Below are 20,176 nucleotides of genomic sequence, written 5' to 3'. Positions count from 1 at the left end.
TTTAGTTTGTTCTCAATGTCCTGTATTTCATTATCAGAGACTTGTCTAAAGTCACAACCCTTAGGCAAGTACTCTCTGATAAGGCCATTGGTATTCTCGTTGGTTCCTCGCTGCCATGACGCATAAGCATCGGCAAAGAAGAAAGGGCTAAAGAGCTTTTGTTTCACCTTCTTATGCTGAGCAAACTCTTTACCATTGTCAGAGGTAATGGTCTTAACCTGCAACCTCACTGGCGCTAAGAGTTCTATCATTGCCTCTGATACTTGCTGTGCTGTTTTATGACCCACACGCTTCATCTTCAGCAGCCCCGTTTTACGTTCAACGAGCGTGACAATCGCTTGCTTGTGATGCTGACCGATAACGGTATCCGCTTCCCAATCTCCAATACGTGAGCGTTCTTCAACAATACAAGGGCGCTCATGAATCGAGACTCTGTCATTGATACGGCCTCGAGTCTCAGCGGTTAGACGCTGCCGGTATGGTTTTCCTTTACGTCTGAGACACTGCCACAATGTACCGCCCTGCCTCTTATCACGCCAAATATAGCGATAAATGCTCATATGACTGATACCAGCATGAACGCCAGATATTTGCTCAGGACTCCAGTTCTCTTTAAGCTTGTCTGTCACCCATGCCCAGAGGTCAGTCACAATAGTTGTGGCGTTGTTAGCCCGTCTGTCACAAGCCTTGTTATTAGCATGCTTTGCTCGGTAACCTCGTAGGCTTTTATTACGCCTAAGCTCTCTTGATATGGTACTGGGACTTCTGTTTAACACCCTCGCTATAAAATTAATACTATGTTTTGCCCCTTTAAGGGCATAAATCTGGTATCGTTCACCTAGGCTTAGATGTGTATAGCTCATGGTTGCAATCTCACTTTGGTCGGTGGATAAAAACTTTGATGCTAGCGCATCTAGGTCTTTTTTTCACCTTGCATTTGGTATTGCACTTCATGTGTTAATCTAAGAGACCTATAGCTAATAGTGAGCTATAGGTCTTTTTTTGCTTTTTTATAAGATGACATAAGCTCTTATATTACGTGGCTCTACCTGATAAATAAACTATCAGCGCAGTTACGCATCAGCAATTTGAGCGGTACTTAACTCTTTTATAGGTGCGTTTTGTTCTTTTAGTGTCTGATAAGTGGTCTCAAGGATAGTAGCACACCAGTCAGGCATGTCATTCGACACTTTATACCACATCCACGTCCCATCACGCACACAGCTAAGGATACCTAGCTTTTTGAGATGGTTTAGATGCCGCGATATCGTCGGCTGCGGCTGATCTAGCATATCGACTAATTCGCCTACGCAGCGCGCTTCTTTTTTGTACAAAATCTGGAACAACTTCAAGCGCGTAGGGTCTGACAAGACTTTGAACAGCTCAATGGGCTGTATAGCATTATTTGGGTTAGACATATAAAGGTCTCTTGGATGATAGCTTATCTGCTCACAAATCTGTTCACAAAAAAGTCAATGATGGGTGAATCAACCCGTCTAAAAAGAAACAATAGGATATCGGCAAATACAGGGTATTAAATCAGTAAATACTCATAAATGATAGCTCAGAAATAAATTATGACATTCGTTTATAGTACTGACATAACTTGTATACTAAAAATAATATTAATCACTATTTGTAATAGCGACGACATTCTAGCTTTTATGGTATTTGAGTGTCAATCTATAAAAATAACCGTTCATCGGCAATTTGCTACACTTCATACTGCCTATTCTACCGAATTAAGTAATGAATTTATATGCGATTAAGTAAATATTGCTAAGTAGAGCTACAAAGTTCTTTAGTTATCGTCTTTTATGAGTTTAATTGCTGATTATTGCAACAGAAGCGATCCGTTATCCTAACCACAGCAACAGCAACAGCAACAGCAACAGCAACAGCAACAGCAACAGCAACAGCAACAGCAACAGTAACAGCATTAGCAAGAGAAAAGTGATGGTTATAAAAGTTATTGTAAATGCTAATAATTATCATTATAATGGTTTTAAGCCAGTTTATAGTGATTGGCATACCAATAGCATTAAGAGCTTAAAGTAGGGGTAGTTATATGTACGTTTGCATCTGTAACGACGTCAAAGAAAAACAAATTCAAGCCGCCATAGCTTCAGGTATTGACACGCTTGATGGCCTAAAAGACACCCTTGATGTCGCTACTTGCTGCGGCTGCTGTGAGCCTATGGTCAATGACTATCTTGATGAGCATCACGCCAAACTTGATGTATTAGCGTATGCCGTATAGCGCTAGGTATCGCCCACTTGATTCGCGCTCTTTCCTATAAATAATCTATAAACTGCTAGTCAGATATGAGTCAGCCGTCCATTGCTTATCACAGCAGGGCGGCTTTTTGATGTGTGCAGCTAGGTGCATAAAGCCTCAATCAAAAGTAAGGCTGAAACGTAAGAGCGCACTAAAAGTAGCGGCGACTTATGCTCATAATAATTTAGTCTGATAACAATTATCAGTTAGCATCTTATTCTTAGTTCTTAATATTACAAGCCCCGCGCTGTCTTTATGTTAGACTCAACAGTTGATTCATTACGTTTTAGCTTGCGGTGTTATTGACAGCGCTAATAATGATAAAAGCGAATAAACAAAGGAGTAGCGATTATGAAAGGCAGCCAAAAAGTTATCGATTATTTAAACTTTTTATTAGGCGGTGAGCTGGCGGCGCGGGATCAGTATTTTATTCATTCTGAGATGTACGCTGAATGGCATTATGGCAAGCTTTATGATCGTATCCACCATGAGATGGAGGATGAAACCCTGCATGCGCAAGCGATTATTCGCCGTATCTTAATGCTCAGCGGTACGCCTAAAATGACGGTGAATGAGATCCGTATCGGCAGCACTGTACCTGAGATGCTACAGTTTGATCTTGATCTTGAATACGCAGTGCAGCAGCACCTAAAAGACGGCATTGCCTTATGCGAAGAGGAGCACGATTACGTCACTCGTGATATCTTGGTGGAGCAGCTGCAAGACACCGAAGAAGATCACGCGCATTGGTTAGAGCAGCAGCTTCGCCTGATTGATATGGTGACTTTGCCTAATTATCTACAAAGCCAGATAGCAGAAGTACCGCCAGAATTAACCCAAGGCTAGAAGTCGGGTGATAGGCTAATATCAGTTATGTAAACGCTTACGTTTTTTAGATGCTTAGGAGAGAGAGATGAGAGGCGATAAAGAAGTAATTAGAGCCCTAAACAAGGTACTTGGACAGTCGCTAATAGCGATTAATCAGTATTTTTTGCATGCGCGTATTGCGCGTCATTGGGGTCTTGAGGCTTTAAATGAAAATCAGTACAAACAGTCTATCTATGAGATGAAATGGTCGGATGATCTGATTGCGCGCATTTTGCTATTAGGGGGTCTGCCAAACTTGCAGGACTACGGCAAGATGTTTATCGCAGAAGACGTGCCTGAGATGATTGAGTGCAATCTGCGCTTAGAGCGCCAAAAGTTCGACATCATCACCGATGCGATTACCCTGTGTGAGCAGCACAAAGACTATGTCTCACGCAAGCTACTTGTCGAGCTAAAAGACGGTAATGAAGAGTACGACGATTGGCTAGACACCCAGCAAGATCTTATCCGCGATGTCGGCGTGCATAACTATATTCAATCGCAGATTAATGACGATCATACCCCGTAAGTATGCAAGCTTTACTAACTATAGTTCTTTAATAACTATAATTGAGGTTTATTCCTAAAAGCTCTTGTAATACGGTTAATAAAAAAACCAGCCTAAGCCTTGTGAGCTTAAGCTGGTTTTTTTAAGTTTATATCTTTAGACAACTAATACAAGCCGTCGCCATCATTGGGCTTAAGACGTAAAAAATGCAGCCCTGATAAAATAGTCAAGATGCCAAGTACCCAGTAAGTCGTCTGAAATGCCATCAGCATATCGAGATCCATGCGCTCACGCAATAAGTTGAGTACCGCCGCGCCAAAGGCAATCCCAAAACCGATCGCAAGCTGCTGATTAACCGCCATTAAACTATTGCCGCTACTGGTCTGTGTGCCTTCCAAGTCACCTATTGTAAGAGTGTTCATAGCGCTAAACTGCATGGAGTTACAAGCACCCATAATGATCAAAATAGGGATATACCATATCCAATAAGACGGATCGTTGAACTGCGCTAGAATAATAATCAAAATACCTAATAAAATCGTGTTCACCACTAATACCTTACGGTAGCTGTAGCGCTGGATGATTTTACTGACCCAAGGCTTGATACCCATAGCGCCAATGGCTATAGGCGCAAGTAACCAACCCGCCTGAGAAGGTGAGTATTTAAACACCACTTGCAGCAGCAGCGGCAACAAAAAAGGCACCGCACTAATTCCTAAGCGAGTAAATAAATTACCAACAATGCCGATTCGAAAGGTGCGAATGCTAAACAAACTCAAGGGAAATAGCGGTGCTTGCCGGCGCTTAGCATGCCAAACATAAGCGCCTATCAATACTGAAGCAATCAGCGCGAGTATCAGTCCATATAAGCCGCGACCAGTTTGTGAGCCAAACTCTACAGCTAAGGTAAAGCCGCAAGCTGCAGCGGCAAATAAAGCAAAGCCTGCCCAATCTAAATGCTTGGCATCTTCAAATAAGTCAGGCACCAGTTTTTTGCCCATAACGTAGCCTAGGATACCCATAGGAATATTGATTAAAAATATCCAATGCCAACTGAAGTATTGTACGATATAGCCGCCGAGCACTGGGCCTACTAATGGGGCAATCAGCGCCGGAATCACCGCAAAGTTCATCACCGTTAAAAGCTTATTGCGCGGATAAGACTTGACTAAGATCAGCCGTGCAACTGGCGTCATCATCGCCCCGCCAATCCCTTGTATAACACGCGAGCCAATCAAAATATCGAGCGTCGGCGAAGCGGCACACATCAGCGACCCGACAGAGAAGATAATAATAGCGGATAAAAATACCTTACGCGTGCCGTACTTATCCGCCAAAAAACCACTAATCGGAATAAAGATCGCTAAGGTTAGCGCATAACTGATCACCGCCCACTGCATTTTGAGTGGCGACTCTCCTAGAGCCTCAGCCATCTGCGGCAGCGATGTGTTAAGAATCGTCGCATCAAGGATCTGCATAAACAGCGCTACGGCTAACACATAAGGTAGGAATTTATCTTGCGCTGGGGTTAGCGTTACCATGTAGACATCACCATCGCTTACTTTATAAAGTGTTAAATTTATGAAGTATTAAATTATAGTTTGAGGTTTGCGCGTAGTATAGGGACAATCAGGCAGTAGTTAAAGAAGGAGAAAGTAACGGTTAGCGGCCAAAGCTCAGTCTCAAAGTGTAGTTACAGTCACGCTGATAACGATACGTACGGATATTAATCAGGTTAAATGACATAACTTGCTTAATAATCGCTACATTAAAGCTCTTTTCTAGCTAGAGAGCTATCCGCTATAGTGGATTCTCAAAACTGAAATGAATGTTAAAATTTAAAGCTGGTAGCAGCTTTGATATAGTCGAACCACTATTAAAGTGTTACAGCGTTAGACTCGTTTAGCCTACTACTGTAGTACTTGCACTCGTCTGCCTTGTACCACTTTTAATATTGATTGACTATAATTTTATGAAGCAAAGTTTATAATAAAACAGGATAACGCTTATGAGTGATAATAATGATAACCCCTATAAACCCGCAAAAGTTTGGACGAATGATAAAGAAAACGGCGGTAAGTTTGCCAACACCAATCGTCCCACCGCAGGCGCGCGCCACGAGCAAACATTACCAGTAGGGGATGCGCCGCTACAACTCTACTCATTGAACACGCCAAATGGTGTCAAGGTCAATATCTTACTAGAGGAGCTGCGCGAGCTTGGGGTAAAAGGCGCAGAATATGACGCCTATAAGATCGATATCTCTGAAAATGATCAATTCGGCTCAGGCTTTGTCGATATTAATCCCAATTCTAAAATTCCAGCCTTAGTAGATTATTCAGCAGTAGAAGATGATGAGCCTATTCATATCTTTGAGTCAGGCGCGATTTTACTATATTTGGCAGAGAAGTTCGGTAAGTTTGTACCACTAGAGCAGGGCCGAGCGCGGACTGAGTGTCTGTCCTGGGTGATGTGGCAGATGGGCAGCGCACCGTATGTAGGCGGCGGCTTCGGTCATTTTTATGCGTATGCCCCTGAACCGATGGAATATCCGATTAATCGCTTTACAATGGAGACCAAACGTCAGCTCGATGTGTTAGATATTCACTTACAAGACCGTGATTATATGTGCGGTAATGGTGAACAAAGTTACAATATTGCTGATATGATTATTTGGGCTTGGTACGGCCAACTTGTGCTCGGCGATCTCTATGAAGGCTCGGCTGAATTTTTACAGGTTGATAGCTATCAGCATTTGCAGCGCTGGGCTAGAACCATAGCGCAGCGCCCGGCAGTAAAAAGAGCGGTTGATCTTCCGCTACAATCTATTCATTCCTAACTATCTAATCTGCGATAAAGCCTTAAAATTAAACCATTTATTAAAATAAAGGGCCGATAGCTTAAGTTATCGGCTTTTTTATGGGCTTAGCCAATAAGCCAGAACAAACACCTAAGGAGTGAGCAAGACTAGCCATCGTTAGGCATCAATAGCCTACGGTAATGAGGGGTTATAGAGATTAAATAATGATTTTAAGACGATTTAATAGAATTTATATCCCTTTTAATAGAATTTATATCCCTTTTATCTATTACACAATGATATATTAGAATAACAAACGGTAACATTAAGCGTTTAAGATAGTAGCTTGCCCATGTTAAAAATTTGCACTGATGTCTTATAAGTTTAAGAGTATCCCTTATGAAATATACTAATAATAAAAAAAATTGCCTAGATAATAAGCAGCGGCGCGTTCATCCTACGAGCGTAGCTCTGGCTATTGCGTCTTATACTCCCAGGGAGTACCTCAAAAAGTATTTATCATTAGGCTTATTCGCCATTAGTGCTATGGCTGCTAGCACTATGGGTAATACGGCCACGCCGGTAGCGCTTGACTCAGAAGATTGGCAAGTCGCTTGTGACAATACTCGAACCTGCCGGCTAGCAGGATATCAAAGTCAGAATAACATTAAGATGCCAGTCTCTGTGTTATTGGTTCGCCGCGCTGGCGAGGCGGCAAAGGTTGATGGCAGAGTAAAGCTTGGCGGGGCTAAAGAGGGCTCAGCCAAATCCTTGCTGCAACTAGGTAACCGTCACCGTATCTCGCTTATTATAGATGGTAAAGACTATGGTGAGGCGCAGCCATACTCTAGCACTACTAATGACGCCGTCTTAACCCCTGGGCAAGTGAGCGCCCTGCTAGAGGCCCTGACCAAAGAGAGCAAGATCGAATTTGTGCTTCGTAATACACGCTGGGAGCTGTCCGGTGATGGTGCAATGGCAGTCATGCTAAAGGCAGATGAAGCGCAAGGGCGAGTTGGAACGAGTGGGGCGTTAGTGAAGAAAGGGAGTAAGTCTGACAGTCAAGTGTTAGCTGCCAAACCTGCCCCGCAATTACGCTTAGTGCCACCAGCAACAAGAATGGCCAAAAAAAAGAGCTTTAGAATAGACGCCTCAGACCTTACAGCTATAATGAAAAATACCCTAGCAGATGCAAAGCGCGATTGTCCAAGCTTAAGCGATGATTCCGGCTGGCGTGTGAAGCGCCTAAATGGCAATCAGCTACTCGCTCAGCATAAATGCTGGGTCGATGCTTATAATGTTGGCCATGGTATGTGGGTAATGAATGACAGCGCGCCTTATAACCCCAAATTGGTCACTAATAGTGCTACTAGCTATGACAGTGGCAAAATAAGCGCTATCCAAAAAGGCCGCAGCCTTGGAGATTGCTTAGAAAAGACAGACTGGGTCTGGACGGGTCGTCGTTTTGAGAAAAGCTACGAGAGCACCACAGGTCTTTGCCGTATGGTAGAGTCTGGCGGCGCTTGGGATTTGCCAACTTATGTCTCGGATGTTAAACGTTAAGCTTGGTAGTATTTTTATAGTATGAGCGCTTATCATCCATATTCAGCTTAGCACTGATAATCAGTACTGCTTAGTACTGTTATTTAGTACCGAGTTGGCCTCTAGCGCTTAGCATTTTGTTTGCTAACCCTTAGTATTACTGGTGAATGCACTATGGTTATGAATATAAAAAAATAGATAGGGATAATAAATAAGCTGTGATATACTACGTCGCCACGTTAGCTTCGACTACGTGTATTATGAGATTGATAACATCGCCTGCGATTTTGAGCCTAGGATGGCTATGAGTAATTGTTGCCGATGATTTTGTGTACTTAAATAGCTTTTATTGATAGCGCTATTTTTGACTCATATCTTATCTACTAGCCTAAAGATTGGCTTAAATTGGGTGTTACTTGCCTTTATCTACTTTGGACAAAGTAATGATGAAGTTAGAGTAACAAACGAAGATAAGACACTCGGCACTACCACCAAAATACGTCAGACATCATGCAGATACTTTACCATTTTGATTGGTAAATAGGCTGTTTGATGAACGGTTATCAGTGGTAGGCATCAAGCACGCTGAATTTGCAGCGGCTCAACTACCAAGGATACTCATGACTGACATCTTATCTACTATCGCCGCCCAAAACGGCATCATCGAAAACAACGACACTCAAACAACCAACACAGCAGCAGAACAGGCTCAAGCCGCTACTACTGACGCGTCTGAGACTACTGAGGAAAACCAAATCAGCTTTGCTGATCTTAACATTGCCAAGCCTATCTTAACCTCGCTTGATCGCAGTGGCTATACAAACCCGACACCTATCCAAGCGCAGGCTATTCCTTTTGCGTTAGCGGGTCGTGACTTATTACTATCAGCGCAGACTGGTAGTGGTAAAACAGCAGCTTTCGTTATTCCACTGCTAGATCGCTTAAGCCGCGCCACAAGCTTTGACAAACACACTAAAGCCCTTATCCTAACGCCTACGCGCGAGCTTGCTCAGCAGGTTCATGATAGCGTGCGTACGTATTCGCACGATATGCGCGGTCTATTTTGTGTACCGCTAGTCGGCGGCGCGCCGTATAACGGTCAGATTCGCGCGCTTAAAAAAGGCGTACAAGTGATTGTCGCAACCCCAGGTCGTCTGCTCGATCATATTAAAGCAGGCCGTGTTGATTTATCACACTTAGAAGTGCTCGTGCTAGATGAAGCCGACCGTATGCTTGATATGGGTTTTGCTGATGATATCAACGATATCCTAAAAGCGGCACCAACCGACCGTCAGACGGTGATGTGTTCAGCCACTTGGGATGGCCCAGTTGGTAAGATCGCTGCAAGCTTCACGAAAAACCCAGAGCGCGTGTCTATTAAAGTAGAATCGGCTCATATCGATGAAAAAGTCTATTACTGTGATGACTTTAATCATAAGAATAAAATCTTAGACAAAGTCGTTTGTCAACCAGAGATGGACCAAATCATTATCTTTGCGGCAACCAAACGTAGTACTGAAAAGCTTGCCAGCCAGCTTAAAGAAGACGGCCATAAAGCCAGCTTCTTGCACGGCGATCTGCCGCAAAGCAAGCGTAACCGTATCGTACAAGACTTGCGTAATGGCAAATGCAAAATACTAGTCGCAACTGACGTCGCTGCTCGTGGTCTCGACGTACCTGCAATCTCGCATGTCATCAATTATGATCTACCGCGTCAGACAGAAGACTATGTCCACCGTATTGGTCGCTGTGGCCGTGCTGGTCGTACCGGTGTTGCAATCAGCTTATGTAGCATGGATGATCGTCCACAGCTAGCAGCTATTAATCGCTATCTTGATCGTAAGATGGAAGTAGAAGTTATTGAAGGGCTTGAGCCAAAGAAAACTTACGTACCAAGTGCGAATAAACCTAAAGGTCGCGGCCGCGGGCGTGGTCGCTCAAATGGTAGTGGTCAAGGACGCGGACGTTCAGGTGGCTATGCCGGTAAGTCTAACGGCGGTGGTCAACGCGCTAGCAACGACAGCGGTTATCAAGGCCAAGGCGCAGGCAAGTCACGTGACTCATCTGGTAAGCCAAAAGACCGTTTCGGCGGCAAGCCTTATCAAGGCAAGCGCAGTGGCCCTAATCGCGGCGATGGCACGAGTGCCCCGCGTGGTGATCGCGCAGCAACCGGACGTGGTCGCCCAAGCGGTAGCCAAGGCCGTCCAGCCAATCGCTCAAGCGGTAATGGTCGTCCAAGTGGCAATCGCGGCAACCGTGGTGGCAACTCGTAACAAACCATCATTTGGTCTGTTGAGCTAAACCTCTATTGAGGTTTACGAATAGTGTAAAAAGCCAGATATCTAGTGAATAGCTAGTATCTGGCTTTTTTGTAGGTCAATAAAAATAGGGCGCTCTTATGAGACGACCTTGCGCTCATTTTCGTGCTTCTCTATACTGCAATGCTTATTCACTTCCTCTAAATTGATCCTGCTTGGAGCCATTAGATGCTCGCTATTTCTGACTTAAAGATAGACAGCTTACCGTTAGCTTTTGGCATTATCATGGCAATTATTGGTTTGGTATTTTATACTCAAGGGCTGCCGGGCAAATTTTGGCGGCGCTTTTATGCCGTGCTGCCAGGTATCGTGCTGTGCTGCTTTATACCGGCGACGCTCAATAGCTTAGGCGTGTTTGCTGATGGTATCGGCTCGCAGATTTATGGTTTTACCGCCACTTATCTGTTGCCAGCAAGCTTACTCCTGATGACGCTGTCGATGGATGTGCCCAAGATATTGGGACTAGGCTGGAAGGCGATTGCCATGTTTTTTGCTGCAAGCTTAGCTATTATTGTTAGCGGGCCTGTCAGTTTAGGGTTAGCAAAATGGGTGTCACCTGAGATGTTCACAGATGACACCTTGTGGCGCGGGTTTTCGGCGGTCGCAGGAAGCTGGATCGGCGGCGCGGCCAATCAGGCAGCGATGAAGGAGTTGTTCGGGGTTAGCGATGATTTATTCGGCATGATGATCTTGGTGGATACTACTAATGCATCATTATGGTTATTAGCAATTTTAGTGTTAGCCAAGCATAGCGATAAGGTAGATCGCCTGTTAAAAGCAGATAACAGCAGCATAGAAAAAGTCATCAAAGCTGTCGAGAGCTACGAGCGCAATCACGCGCGTCCGGCCACTTTGAATGATTTAATGGTGATGTTTGGGCTGTGCTTTGCCATGGTTGGGGTAGCGCATTTTGTCGGAGAACAGATTGCAGGTTTCTTTGCGCCCTATAGCTGGGCGGTGCAGTATAGCTTTGCCAGTAGCTTTTTTTGGATGGTGGTGATTATTACCTTAATCGGGGTTGTCTTCTCCTTTACCAAAATCCGTCGTCTGGATCATGTCGGCGCCTCCAAAATCGGTACGGTATTTATCTTTGTACTTATTGCCGCTATCGGTATGCAGATCAATCTTGCCGGCATCGTCTCGCAGTGGCGCTTACTCTTGATTGGCCTGGTGTGGATGAGTATTCATGTGGCTATCATCTTTATTGTCGCAAGACTCATTCGCGCGCCGTTTTTCTTTTTAGCGGTTGGCTCAAATGCCAATACCGGCGGCGCGTCATCAGCGCCTATTGTCGCCACCGCTTTTCATCCCTCCTTGGCACCAGTTGGTGTGTTTTTGGGTATTTTAGGGTATGCGGTTGGTACCTTTGGCGGTTATATCAGTACACAGATGATGCGTTTGGTAGTGGGATAGTAGCGGTTAAGAATAACTTGTTTGGTACTAAAAAAGCAGCATAAAACGAGTTTATGCTGCTTTTTTTAAGCGAATAAATTATCAGCTTTGAGAATAACGATAACCTTCAGCTATTATTATTCAAAATGAACCACTGAGCGAATGCTTTCTCCTTTATGCATAAGGTCAAACGCTTCATTAATGTCCTCGATAGGCATCGTATGGGTAATGAAGTCCTCTAAAGGAATATCGCCTTGTAAGTAACTCTCAACGTAGCCGGGTAGTTCACTGCGGCCTTTGACACCGCCAAATGCCGAACCTTTCCAAACGCGGCCTGTGACAAGCTGGAATGGACGGGTGGAGATCTCTTGTCCTGCGCCAGCGACACCGATAATCACCGATTCGCCCCAACCTTTATGACAGCACTCGAGCGCTGAGCGCATGACATCGACGTTACCGATACATTCAAACGAATAATCGACGCCGCCATCAGTCATCTCGACGATAACGTCTTGGATAGGCTTGTCGTAGTCTTTGGAGTTAATACAATCGGTTGCGCCGAGTTTTTTGGCCAACTCGAATTTATCTTCGTTGATATCGATAGCGATGATGCGGCTGGCTTTGGCCATTTTTGCGCCGATGATGGCAGCAAGGCCGATACCACCAAGACCAAAAATAGCAACAGTAGAGCCTTCTTCTACTTTAGCAGTATTCATAACTGCGCCCATGCCGGTAGTCACGCCGCAGCCCAGTAAGCAGACCTTTTCTAGAGGGGCCTCTTCATCGACTTTGGCTAAAGAGATCTCAGGTAGAACGGTGTACTCAGAGAAAGTGGAGCAGCCCATATAGTGATAAATAGGCTCGCCATCTTTATAAAAGCGCGTGGTGCCATCTGGCATTAAGCCTTTACCTTGAGTTTCACGTACTGCCGAGCACAGGTTGGTTTTTCCCGAGCGGCACATTTTACAGACGCCGCACTCAGCAGTGTATAGAGGTATCACGTGGTCGCCAACGGCAACGCTAGTTACACCTTCGCCGACTTGCTCAACGATACCGCCGCCTTCATGGCCTAAGATAGCGGGAAATACGCCCTCTGGGTCTTCACCGGATAAAGTGAAGGCATCAGTATGACAAACGCCGCTGGCTAGAATCTTTACTAGCACCTCACCTTTACGCGGCAGCATTACATCTACTTCTTCAATAGAAAGTGGCTGTTTTGGGCCCCAAGCGACAGCGGCTTTGGATTTAATAAATTCATCGGTAGTATTGGCTTGTTTTGACATAGCTTCGCTTCCTTATTTTTAATTGTAACGAGTGTTTAGGATGATGGTGACTATTTTATATTATTTCTAAAGTAATGATAATATAGTAAAATTGAAAAAGTCTTTTACAAGGTGGTAATAATCATGCAGTGGGAAGGCGTTAATGAGTTTGTTTATGTTGCCGAGTACGAAAGCTTTACTAAAGCGGCCAAAAGGCTAGGAATTTCCACCGCGCAAGTCAGCCGGCAAGTGAGTGCTTTGGAGGCGCGTTTGAACACCAAGCTTCTCTATCGTACCACTCGTAGGGTATCATTGACAGAGGAGGGCCGGGTATTTTATGAGCGCTGCCGAGTGGTGCTAGATGAGTTGAATGCCGCGGAACAGGCAGTCAGTAACTTGCAGTCTAAACCTCAGGGTAAGATAAAACTAACTGCTCCTGTCACTTATGGCGAGCAACAACTCTTACCGCTTGTGAATGATTTTATGCTGCAATATCGGGATATTGAGGTCACGGCTTTTTTGAGCAATCAAACCATCGATTTAATCGAAGGCAGTTATGACTTAGCGATACGCATTGGACACTTGCATGACTCAACTTTGATGGCCAAGAAACTAAGCAGCCGCACTAGTTTTGTCTGCGCATCGCCTGCTTATTTAGATAAGTATGGCGCGCCGCAGCAACTAGCCGACCTTAGTCAGCATCATTGTTTACTTGGAACGCTAGATTATTGGCGTTTTAAAAGCGCTGGGAAAGAAAAAAAGGTGCAAGTCAGTGGTCCGGTGCGCTATAACAGTGGCTACAGCTTAGTGGATGCAGCTTTGAAAGGCCTAGGTATGGTCCAGCTTCCTGATTATTATGTGCAAAAATACCTAGCAAGTGGCGCGCTAGTCAGTCTGCTCGATAAATACCGAGAACCTAAAGAAGATATCTGGGCCGTCTATCCGCATAATCGTCATTTATCATCGAAAATCAGGCTATTAGTCGATTACTTGGCAGCAAATCTATCCAGACCCTAGTACAAGTTAAAAGTACCAATTAAAAGCGCAGTTTAAATCATTTAGCTGTTGTTAGTTATCGATTTGTCTTTTTATGCTATGAATACGTAAGCCTAGCCATAGCCGACAATCAAGGTGTGTTAACCTCTAGCCAATCAAATATTATAATAATAACGATTTAAGAGGAAAGACTGCGGTATGGCTAAGCACAATAGCACAACCTCGCGCGACCTTTATAGCGCTCCTAATCAACAAACAAGCCAATCAAACAATCACGTGCAAGTCCGAGGCGCGCGCGTTCATAACCTCAAAAACGTCGACGTTGATCTGCCACGTGATGCGCTAGTGGTTTTTACCGGGATATCAGGCTCAGGGAAGTCGTCACTGGCGTTTGGTACTTTGTTTGCTGAGTCGCAGCGGCGCTATTTAGATTCGGTAGCGCCTTATGCTCGCCGTCTGATTGACCAAGTGGAGGAGCCTGATGTCGATGCGATAGAAGGCTTGCCACCAGCGGTCGCTTTGCAGCAGCAGCGCGGAACGCCTTCAGTGCGCTCATCGGTGGCAAGCGTCACCACCATCTCTAACGCGCTACGGATGCTGTATTCGCGGGCAGGGGATTATCCGGCCGATCAAGAGATGCTCTATGCCGATGCGTTCTCGCCCAATACGCCAGAGGGTGCTTGCCGGGTATGTTCAGGTATTGGCCGAGTGTTTGATGTGACTGAGGATATGATGGTGCCCGATTCGACCAAGTCCATTCGTGAGCGCGCCATTGCTTCATGGCCGGGCGCTTGGCAAGGCCAAAACCTGAGCCGTATATTGACTACGCTTGGCTATGATATTGACACCCCTTGGAACCAGCTGCCCAAAGAGTCTCGCGACTGGATCTTATATACTGATGAGACGCCAACGGTGCCCGTCTATCCTGAATATAGCCTTGAGCAAACGCGTGCTGCGATCGACAAAGGAGAAAAGCCCAACTATATGGGCACCTATATCAGCGCCAAAAACTTTATTTTGCAATCATTTACCACCACTCAAAGCCCGCGAGTCAAAAAACGCGTCTCGCAGTTTATGCAAATCTCTGTATGCCCAGAATGCCACGGAAAAAAGCTCAAAAAAGAATCGCTAGCAGTCAAATTCGCAGGTCTTGATATTGGCGAGCTGTCACAGCTTACCTTAACCGATCTGGCGCTCGCGCTGCAAAAAACAGCGCATACAAAAATCAAAGATGATACTCCCAACCGCGAAAAAGCCATCGTCGCACAGCGTATTACTAGCGATATCCTCGCGCGCGTTGAGGCGTTAACCCGGCTAGGCTTGGGTTACTTGTCGCTTGAACGTACCACGCCGACCTTGTCGCCAGGGGAGTTGCAGCGTCTTAGATTAGCCACGCAAATACGCTCGCAACTGTTTGGCGTCGTCTATGTGCTTGATGAGCCCTCCGCTGGCTTGCATCCTGCTGACACACAAGCCCTGCTCGGTGCTCTGGATGAGCTGATAGACGCTGGCAATTCAGTGTTTGTGGTTGAGCATGATGTGAGCGTCATTCGGCATGCCGATTGGGTGGTTGATGTCGGGCCTAAGGCTGGCGTGCATGGAGGCGAAATTGTTTACAGTGGGCCTGTGGAAGGTCTGGAGGATATTAAAGAATCGTCGACAGCGCGCTATCTGTTTACTAATAAAGACGGCGCAAACAAACAAGTCCTTAGAGAGCCGAGCGCTTGGCTTGAGCTTGCTGATATAGAACGCAATAATATACAAGGATTAAGCGCCGAGTTTCCGCTCGGGGTCCTCACTAGTGTTACTGGCGTATCTGGATCAGGCAAGTCAAGTTTGGTCAGTCAGGCACTAGTTGAGCTAGTCAATGAAGCATTAGGGAAAGAGATGGTGACTGAGACACCAACTGATGAGGCAGGTTTGCTAGAGCAAGAGTTTGAAGCGCCAACCGGCGGGCGTATCGTATCTGGCATGGATAAAGTGAGCCGGCTTGTGAATATTAACCAAAAAGCCATTGGCCGGACACCGCGCTCAAACCTTGCCACTTATACCGGACTCTTTGATTATGTGCGTAAATTATTTGCCGCAACTAAGCAAGCAAAAGCGCGCGGTTATGATGCAGGCCGCTTCTCATTTAATACGTCAAAGGGTCGTTGCCCAAATTGTGAAGGACTGGGGTTTGTCAGCGTTGAGTTGCTATTTTTGCCGAGTGTCTATGCGCCCTGTCAAGTTTGTCATGGACAGCGCTATAATGATGAGACGCTGGAGGTCACTTATCGCGATAAAAACATCGCGGAGGTGCTAAATCTAACGGTTGAAGCAGCTTATGAGTTTTTTGCCGAGGAAGCGCCTATCCTGCGCGCCCTAGATGCTCTACTGCAAGTTGGCCTGGGCTATTTGCGTTTGGGTCAGCCCGCCACCGAGCTATCAGGCGGGGAGGCGCAGCGTATTAAGCTTGCCACTGAGCTGCAACGTACTCAGCGCGGCGATACGCTTTATATCCTTGATGAGCCGACCACAGGCCTTCATCCTGCTGACGTCTCTATGCTCATGGCGCAGCTAAATGGGCTGGTTGACGCAGGCAATACGGTCATTATGGTGGAGCACGATATGCAAGTGGCAAGTAATAGCGACTGGATTATCGATATGGGTCCGGGAGCTGGAGATGCAGGCGGGCAGATTGTCGCCCAAGGTACGCCAAAAAAAGTGGCTGAGTCGAAGGTGAGTCGAACCGCGCCTTTTTTAACGGTTTAACTTATCGAAGGCTACAGGCAGCATTAATGGATGTTAGTGTTTGGCTATCCTCATTAGTTCTAGCCCAGCATTTCTCTAACTGTATTGAACAAAAAGAAGCAGGAATGTCATCAGGAGTACACTCTTAGACTTCTCTATTAGCGATGAGGTAAGGATATAACAACCATGTTTGAGATGATAAAAGAATGGCGTGATCAGCGTATTTTAGATAATAGCGAGTTTACAGTCGCTGACTGGCAGCAAGCGGCCGGACGTATCCCCATACTAGACCGTCTTACCGATGATGAGATGAACGAGTTGTTTGAGTTAGCAACGCTGTTTTTGGCGGATAAATCTATTACCGGCGCACAAGGGTTCGAGGTTACCGATAAAGTCAGACAGTCTATTGCGCTACAAGCCTGCCTGCCGATCTTATATCTTGGTCTTGAGTGGTATAAAGGCTGGTCGTCAATTATCATTTATTCAGGGTCTTACAAAAGCGAAGCTAAAAGCGTTGACGAATACGGCATCGTCCACGAAGGTCAACAGCACCGTAGCGGTGAAGCGTGGCAGCGCGGGCCTGTTATTCTGTCATGGAAAGATGCTAAGCACTCAGGCGAGCGTGACGGTCATAACGTCGTTATTCACGAGTTTGTGCATAAGCTAGATATGCTAAATGGCCGTGCTAATGGCTTTCCGCCGATGCAGCCAGACATGGATCCTGAACGCTGGACCAAGATTATGAGCCGTGATTTTGAGGATTTTCAAACCCATCGCAAATCAGGACTCGATCGTTATGGCGCAACCAATCCGGCAGAATTCTTAGCTGTACTCAGTGAAGTGTTTTTTGAGACGCCGCAAAAGCTCGTAGACGCTTATCCTGATATTTACGACATTATGGTGAAGTTTTTTCGGCAGACGCCACTATAGTATATAATAAAATATGAATATATAATATTAGCTAGAAGCTGTTAACAGACATAAAGGGCAGGGTATTGCCCTTTTATTGACGGTTTCCAGTCGACTTGGACTAGGGCGTGTCCCTAATACATTAAACCGTCCACTGATCAGAGATAATAGCAACTAAATAGCGCCTGCCTTTATACTCATCAAACACCAATCGCAGTACACGCCAGTCCATACCAGCGTATTCTGCAGTGCCTTTATAATAAAACTCTACAACGTCTGAGTTTTGGTATATGTCTTTTAAATTATTGATTGAATTGCCATTATTGGTAATTTTATTGACGCTGATATTCATATCATTGAATTTTTTGCCATCCACCCAAGTGTCCAAGTATGTCGGCAGTGGTGTGATGAATAAATCACCAGTACCGTCTTTTTTGCCCCAAGTGAAGCGAATATCGGACTCTTGCAGATACTGAGCAAACTGGGCTCGGCTAAAGGCCTTATCAGATTCTGGGCGCACATAAGCATACATTGAGAAGCGTACGCCGTGTATCGGATGAATATCATTAGTAATGCTAGCGTAGTCGCCATTAGCCAAAGCTTGTTGAATACGTAGAGCCTGTTGTTCAAGTGTCTGCGCCGAAGCTGACGTAGATCTTTGGTCTTCAATCACAAGAGTGCTAATAGCTGAGTTACGTTGCGCGGCGCTGTTTTGCGAATGAATGGCAGGCTGACAACCAACAAGGATCAAGGGCGCAGCTGCAGCGATGCATTGTAAAGATTGCAAAGTATAAGAGCGTTTGGTCATAAAAATATCCTTAACGAAGTAAAAATTACCGCAAGCAATAATTATTTATAATAATGGCGATTTTATTAAATGGCCTAATGATAAATTCAGCATACATAAGCTAATTATAATTATAAAGGCTAAGTATAAAAGCTAAAGAAGCATAGCAAATACTATGTAAACAGCTTTTACTGTAATAAGCAAAAGCCGTTGGTCTATTTTCGCATAATGTATATTATGTTAAATAAGCAATCTCGAGTAATTTATTTATGGAACCCACGATGTAACTATCACAGCATAAATAAACTCTTATTTGATTAAGTTGTTAGCTATTAGAATTTAAAGATATTCTATCTAGCACTGCTCAATAGAATACTGTCTTGCTCCACATAAACAATCACCGTACAGAAAGACAGATATTAAGGATAGTGTCTGTCTTTCTATACGGTGATACAAATCATAAAAGAAAGCCAATACAATCGTGCTAAGCCGCGGTTAACCCATCGTTGCCATGCCTTTATGACTGGTGGCCACATCCATTAAGGTCGGCTCACCTATGAGTACCATAAAAACGAATCTTACGGCGTACTTGGCGCGACCCTTCTTGGCGAACTACCGAGGATTCCTCGGTAGTTGCTGTTTGATCTAATTCGCCTTCTTTGTAAATGTTTTTTAGATGTAGTCCTATGGCATCTAAAAAACATTTACAAAGAAGGTTGCCATTTGCGCTTGCGACAGCCACAGCGTCTCTTGCTCTAGGCGAATCTCAATCTGCGTTTGCCTATCATCGGTGGTGTATATTTCAAAATGATTGTCAGTGTTGGTGATGTCCAATTATGCCTCCTTTACCATGGCGGCGGCATCTATTCTAGTATAGTCTAATCCAAATAAAACCGATACAATATTTATAACAATCTTAATTAATGAAATAAACAATGACTTATTCAATAGACTATCGCAAACAGGTACTTTCTAGCATCGCTGATGGCATGACCATACGAGAAGCTGCGCTGTTTTATGGACTTAGCACCAGCACCATTCACAGCTGGCAGCAGAACCTAACTCCTAAAACAACCAGAAATAAAGCACCAACTAAAATACCTGATGACGCATTGATTGAAGACGTAAAAACATATCCAGATGATTATAACTATGAAAGAGCTCGTCGCTTGAACTGTAGTAAGACTGGCATCTTTAATGCTTTAAAGCGTCTTGGTATCAGTCAAAAAAAAGACCTTAGAACATCCAAAAGCGTGTCCGATAAAAAGAGCAGTATTCCAGAATAAGCTTGATAGCTTTACGCAGCAAGGCTACCCCATTGTCTATATGGATGAAAGCGGCTTTGAGGCTGAAACCATTCGTTCTCATGGCTATGCACCGATTGGTACACCCTGTATCGATAGCTACAACTGGCAAGCAAAAAAGCGAACCAACGTCATCGGAGCTCTCTATGAAAAAATGCTTTTTGCGCTTGATTACTTTGAGCAGAACATCAATGGCACCATATTCTACGACTGGTGCAAACACACTTTAATTCCAAGTCTCAAGACTAAATGCGTGATTGTCATGGATAACGCTCGGTTTCATAAAAGCAAACGCATTCAAAAACTATTAAACAGACATGGCCATCGTATTCTTTGGCTGCCGCCGTACAGCCCTGATCTGAACCCTATTGAGAAAAAATGGGCACAGGCTAAGTTTCTGCGCCAAGGGTGGATGGAGAATAATCTCCCTAAACTGTTTTATGATATGGGCTGTATCGATTTTATAAAGACTTAACTATA

19 protein-coding genes are annotated in these 20,176 nt (G+C 44.8%); 12 read left to right on the top strand and 7 right to left on the bottom strand.

The genetic code is table 11. The annotated features are described in order from the left end of the window. The 3 genes from W234_RS0104610 to W234_RS14465 all read right to left on the bottom strand — a co-directional run. The coding region (locus tag W234_RS0104610; protein ID WP_025644112.1) for an IS30 family transposase at positions 1-863 on the bottom strand (863 nt) is incomplete at its 3' end. 210 nt (positions 864-1,073) lie between these two features. Then, the gene (locus W234_RS0104605; protein ID WP_025645205.1) at positions 1,074-1,418 is read right to left on the bottom strand and encodes an ArsR/SmtB family transcription factor; all 345 of its coding nucleotides are present in this window, start codon (positions 1,416-1,418) and stop codon (positions 1,074-1,076) included. Between the two features lie 397 nt (positions 1,419-1,815). Next, the gene (locus W234_RS14465; RefSeq protein ID WP_156923951.1) at positions 1,816-2,031 is read right to left on the bottom strand and encodes a hypothetical protein; all 216 of its coding nucleotides are present in this window, start codon (positions 2,029-2,031) and stop codon (positions 1,816-1,818) included. A gap of 37 nt (positions 2,032-2,068) precedes the next feature. Between W234_RS14465 and W234_RS0104595 the strand changes: the two genes are divergently transcribed. The 3 genes from W234_RS0104595 to bfr (W234_RS0104585) all read left to right on the top strand — a co-directional run bounded on the left by W234_RS0104595 (position 2,069) and on the right by bfr (W234_RS0104585) (position 3,674). Continuing rightward, positions 2,069-2,260: a bacterioferritin-associated ferredoxin gene (locus tag W234_RS0104595; protein ID WP_025645200.1), complete on the top strand. Its 192-nt coding sequence runs from the start codon at positions 2,069-2,071 to the stop codon at positions 2,258-2,260. A 369-nt stretch (positions 2,261-2,629) separates the two neighbouring features. Next, entirely contained in the window at positions 2,630-3,124 is a 495-nt protein-coding gene (gene bfr, locus W234_RS0104590; protein ID WP_025645199.1) for a bacterioferritin, read from the top strand. A gap of 67 nt (positions 3,125-3,191) precedes the next feature. After that, positions 3,192-3,674 carry a bacterioferritin gene (gene bfr, locus W234_RS0104585; RefSeq protein WP_025645194.1) on the top strand — a complete coding sequence of 161 codons (483 nt, stop codon included), beginning with the start codon at positions 3,192-3,194 and terminating at the stop codon, positions 3,672-3,674. 143 nt (positions 3,675-3,817) lie between these two features. On the opposite strand, the gene W234_RS0104580 is transcribed toward bfr (W234_RS0104585), so the two are convergent. Continuing rightward, positions 3,818-5,194 (bottom strand): DHA2 family efflux MFS transporter permease subunit, encoded by a 1,377-nt coding sequence (locus W234_RS0104580; RefSeq protein WP_025645193.1) that lies wholly within the window; start codon positions 5,192-5,194, stop codon positions 3,818-3,820. 467 nt (positions 5,195-5,661) lie between these two features. Between W234_RS0104580 and yghU the strand changes: the two genes are divergently transcribed. The 4 genes from yghU to W234_RS0104560 all read left to right on the top strand — a co-directional run bounded on the left by yghU (position 5,662) and on the right by W234_RS0104560 (position 11,726). After that, complete coding sequence (gene yghU / locus W234_RS0104575) at positions 5,662-6,492, top strand: glutathione-dependent disulfide-bond oxidoreductase (protein ID WP_025645187.1); 831 nt, start codon at positions 5,662-5,664, stop codon at positions 6,490-6,492. Positions 6,493-6,852: 360 nt separating this feature from the next. Further along, positions 6,853-8,016 (top strand): DUF1176 domain-containing protein, encoded by a 1,164-nt coding sequence (locus W234_RS0104570; protein WP_051397407.1) that lies wholly within the window; start codon positions 6,853-6,855, stop codon positions 8,014-8,016. A gap of 599 nt (positions 8,017-8,615) precedes the next feature. Continuing rightward, positions 8,616-10,268 (top strand): DEAD/DEAH box helicase, encoded by a 1,653-nt coding sequence (locus W234_RS0104565; RefSeq protein ID WP_025645185.1) that lies wholly within the window; start codon positions 8,616-8,618, stop codon positions 10,266-10,268. Positions 10,269-10,481: 213 nt separating this feature from the next. Continuing rightward, entirely contained in the window at positions 10,482-11,726 is a 1,245-nt protein-coding gene (locus tag W234_RS0104560) for a DUF819 domain-containing protein (protein WP_025645184.1), read from the top strand. A gap of 116 nt (positions 11,727-11,842) precedes the next feature. Here W234_RS0104560 and W234_RS0104555 read toward each other — a convergent pair whose 3' ends face one another. Next, positions 11,843-12,988: an S-(hydroxymethyl)glutathione dehydrogenase/class III alcohol dehydrogenase gene (locus W234_RS0104555; protein ID WP_025645182.1), complete on the bottom strand. Its 1,146-nt coding sequence runs from the start codon at positions 12,986-12,988 to the stop codon at positions 11,843-11,845. Positions 12,989-13,111: 123 nt separating this feature from the next. Between W234_RS0104555 and W234_RS0104550 the strand changes: the two genes are divergently transcribed. The 3 genes from W234_RS0104550 (at position 13,112) to W234_RS0104540 (ending at position 17,626) form a co-directional block, all read left to right on the top strand. Continuing rightward, positions 13,112-13,984, top strand: coding sequence for a LysR family transcriptional regulator (locus tag W234_RS0104550; protein ID WP_025645180.1), 873 nt, complete (start codon positions 13,112-13,114; stop codon positions 13,982-13,984). Positions 13,985-14,161: 177 nt separating this feature from the next. Beyond that, positions 14,162-16,717: an excinuclease ABC subunit UvrA gene (uvrA, locus tag W234_RS0104545; RefSeq protein ID WP_025645178.1), complete on the top strand. Its 2,556-nt coding sequence runs from the start codon at positions 14,162-14,164 to the stop codon at positions 16,715-16,717. 165 nt (positions 16,718-16,882) lie between these two features. After that, positions 16,883-17,626: a zinc-dependent peptidase gene (locus W234_RS0104540; protein ID WP_025645176.1), complete on the top strand. Its 744-nt coding sequence runs from the start codon at positions 16,883-16,885 to the stop codon at positions 17,624-17,626. 121 nt (positions 17,627-17,747) lie between these two features. On the opposite strand, the gene W234_RS0104535 is transcribed toward W234_RS0104540, so the two are convergent. Further along, on the bottom strand, positions 17,748-18,413 hold the full coding sequence (locus W234_RS0104535; protein WP_025645173.1) for a hypothetical protein: 666 nt from the start codon (positions 18,411-18,413) through the stop codon (positions 17,748-17,750). 672 nt (positions 18,414-19,085) lie between these two features. Beyond that, the gene (locus W234_RS14750) at positions 19,086-19,226 is read right to left on the bottom strand and encodes a hypothetical protein (protein WP_227501900.1); all 141 of its coding nucleotides are present in this window, start codon (positions 19,224-19,226) and stop codon (positions 19,086-19,088) included. 101 nt (positions 19,227-19,327) lie between these two features. On the opposite strand from W234_RS14750, the gene W234_RS14745 reads away from it, so the two are divergent. Further along, positions 19,328-19,678, top strand: a complete 351-nt coding sequence (locus W234_RS14745) for an IS630 transposase-related protein (protein ID WP_025643618.1) — start codon at positions 19,328-19,330, stop codon at positions 19,676-19,678. Next, a complete protein-coding gene (locus W234_RS14460; protein WP_227501901.1) occupies positions 19,605-20,171 on the top strand; it encodes an IS630 family transposase in 567 nt (188 codons plus the stop codon). Before W234_RS14745 ends, W234_RS14460 begins: the two co-directional genes overlap by 74 nt. Positions 20,172-20,176 lie beyond the last annotated feature (5 nt).

Source organism: Psychrobacter sp. TB15, assembly GCF_000511655.1.
GTDB lineage: Bacteria > Pseudomonadota > Gammaproteobacteria > Pseudomonadales > Moraxellaceae > Psychrobacter > Psychrobacter submarinus.
The sequence above is the reverse complement of the archived record's forward strand: the minus strand, read 5'-3'. Positions and strand labels throughout refer to the sequence as shown.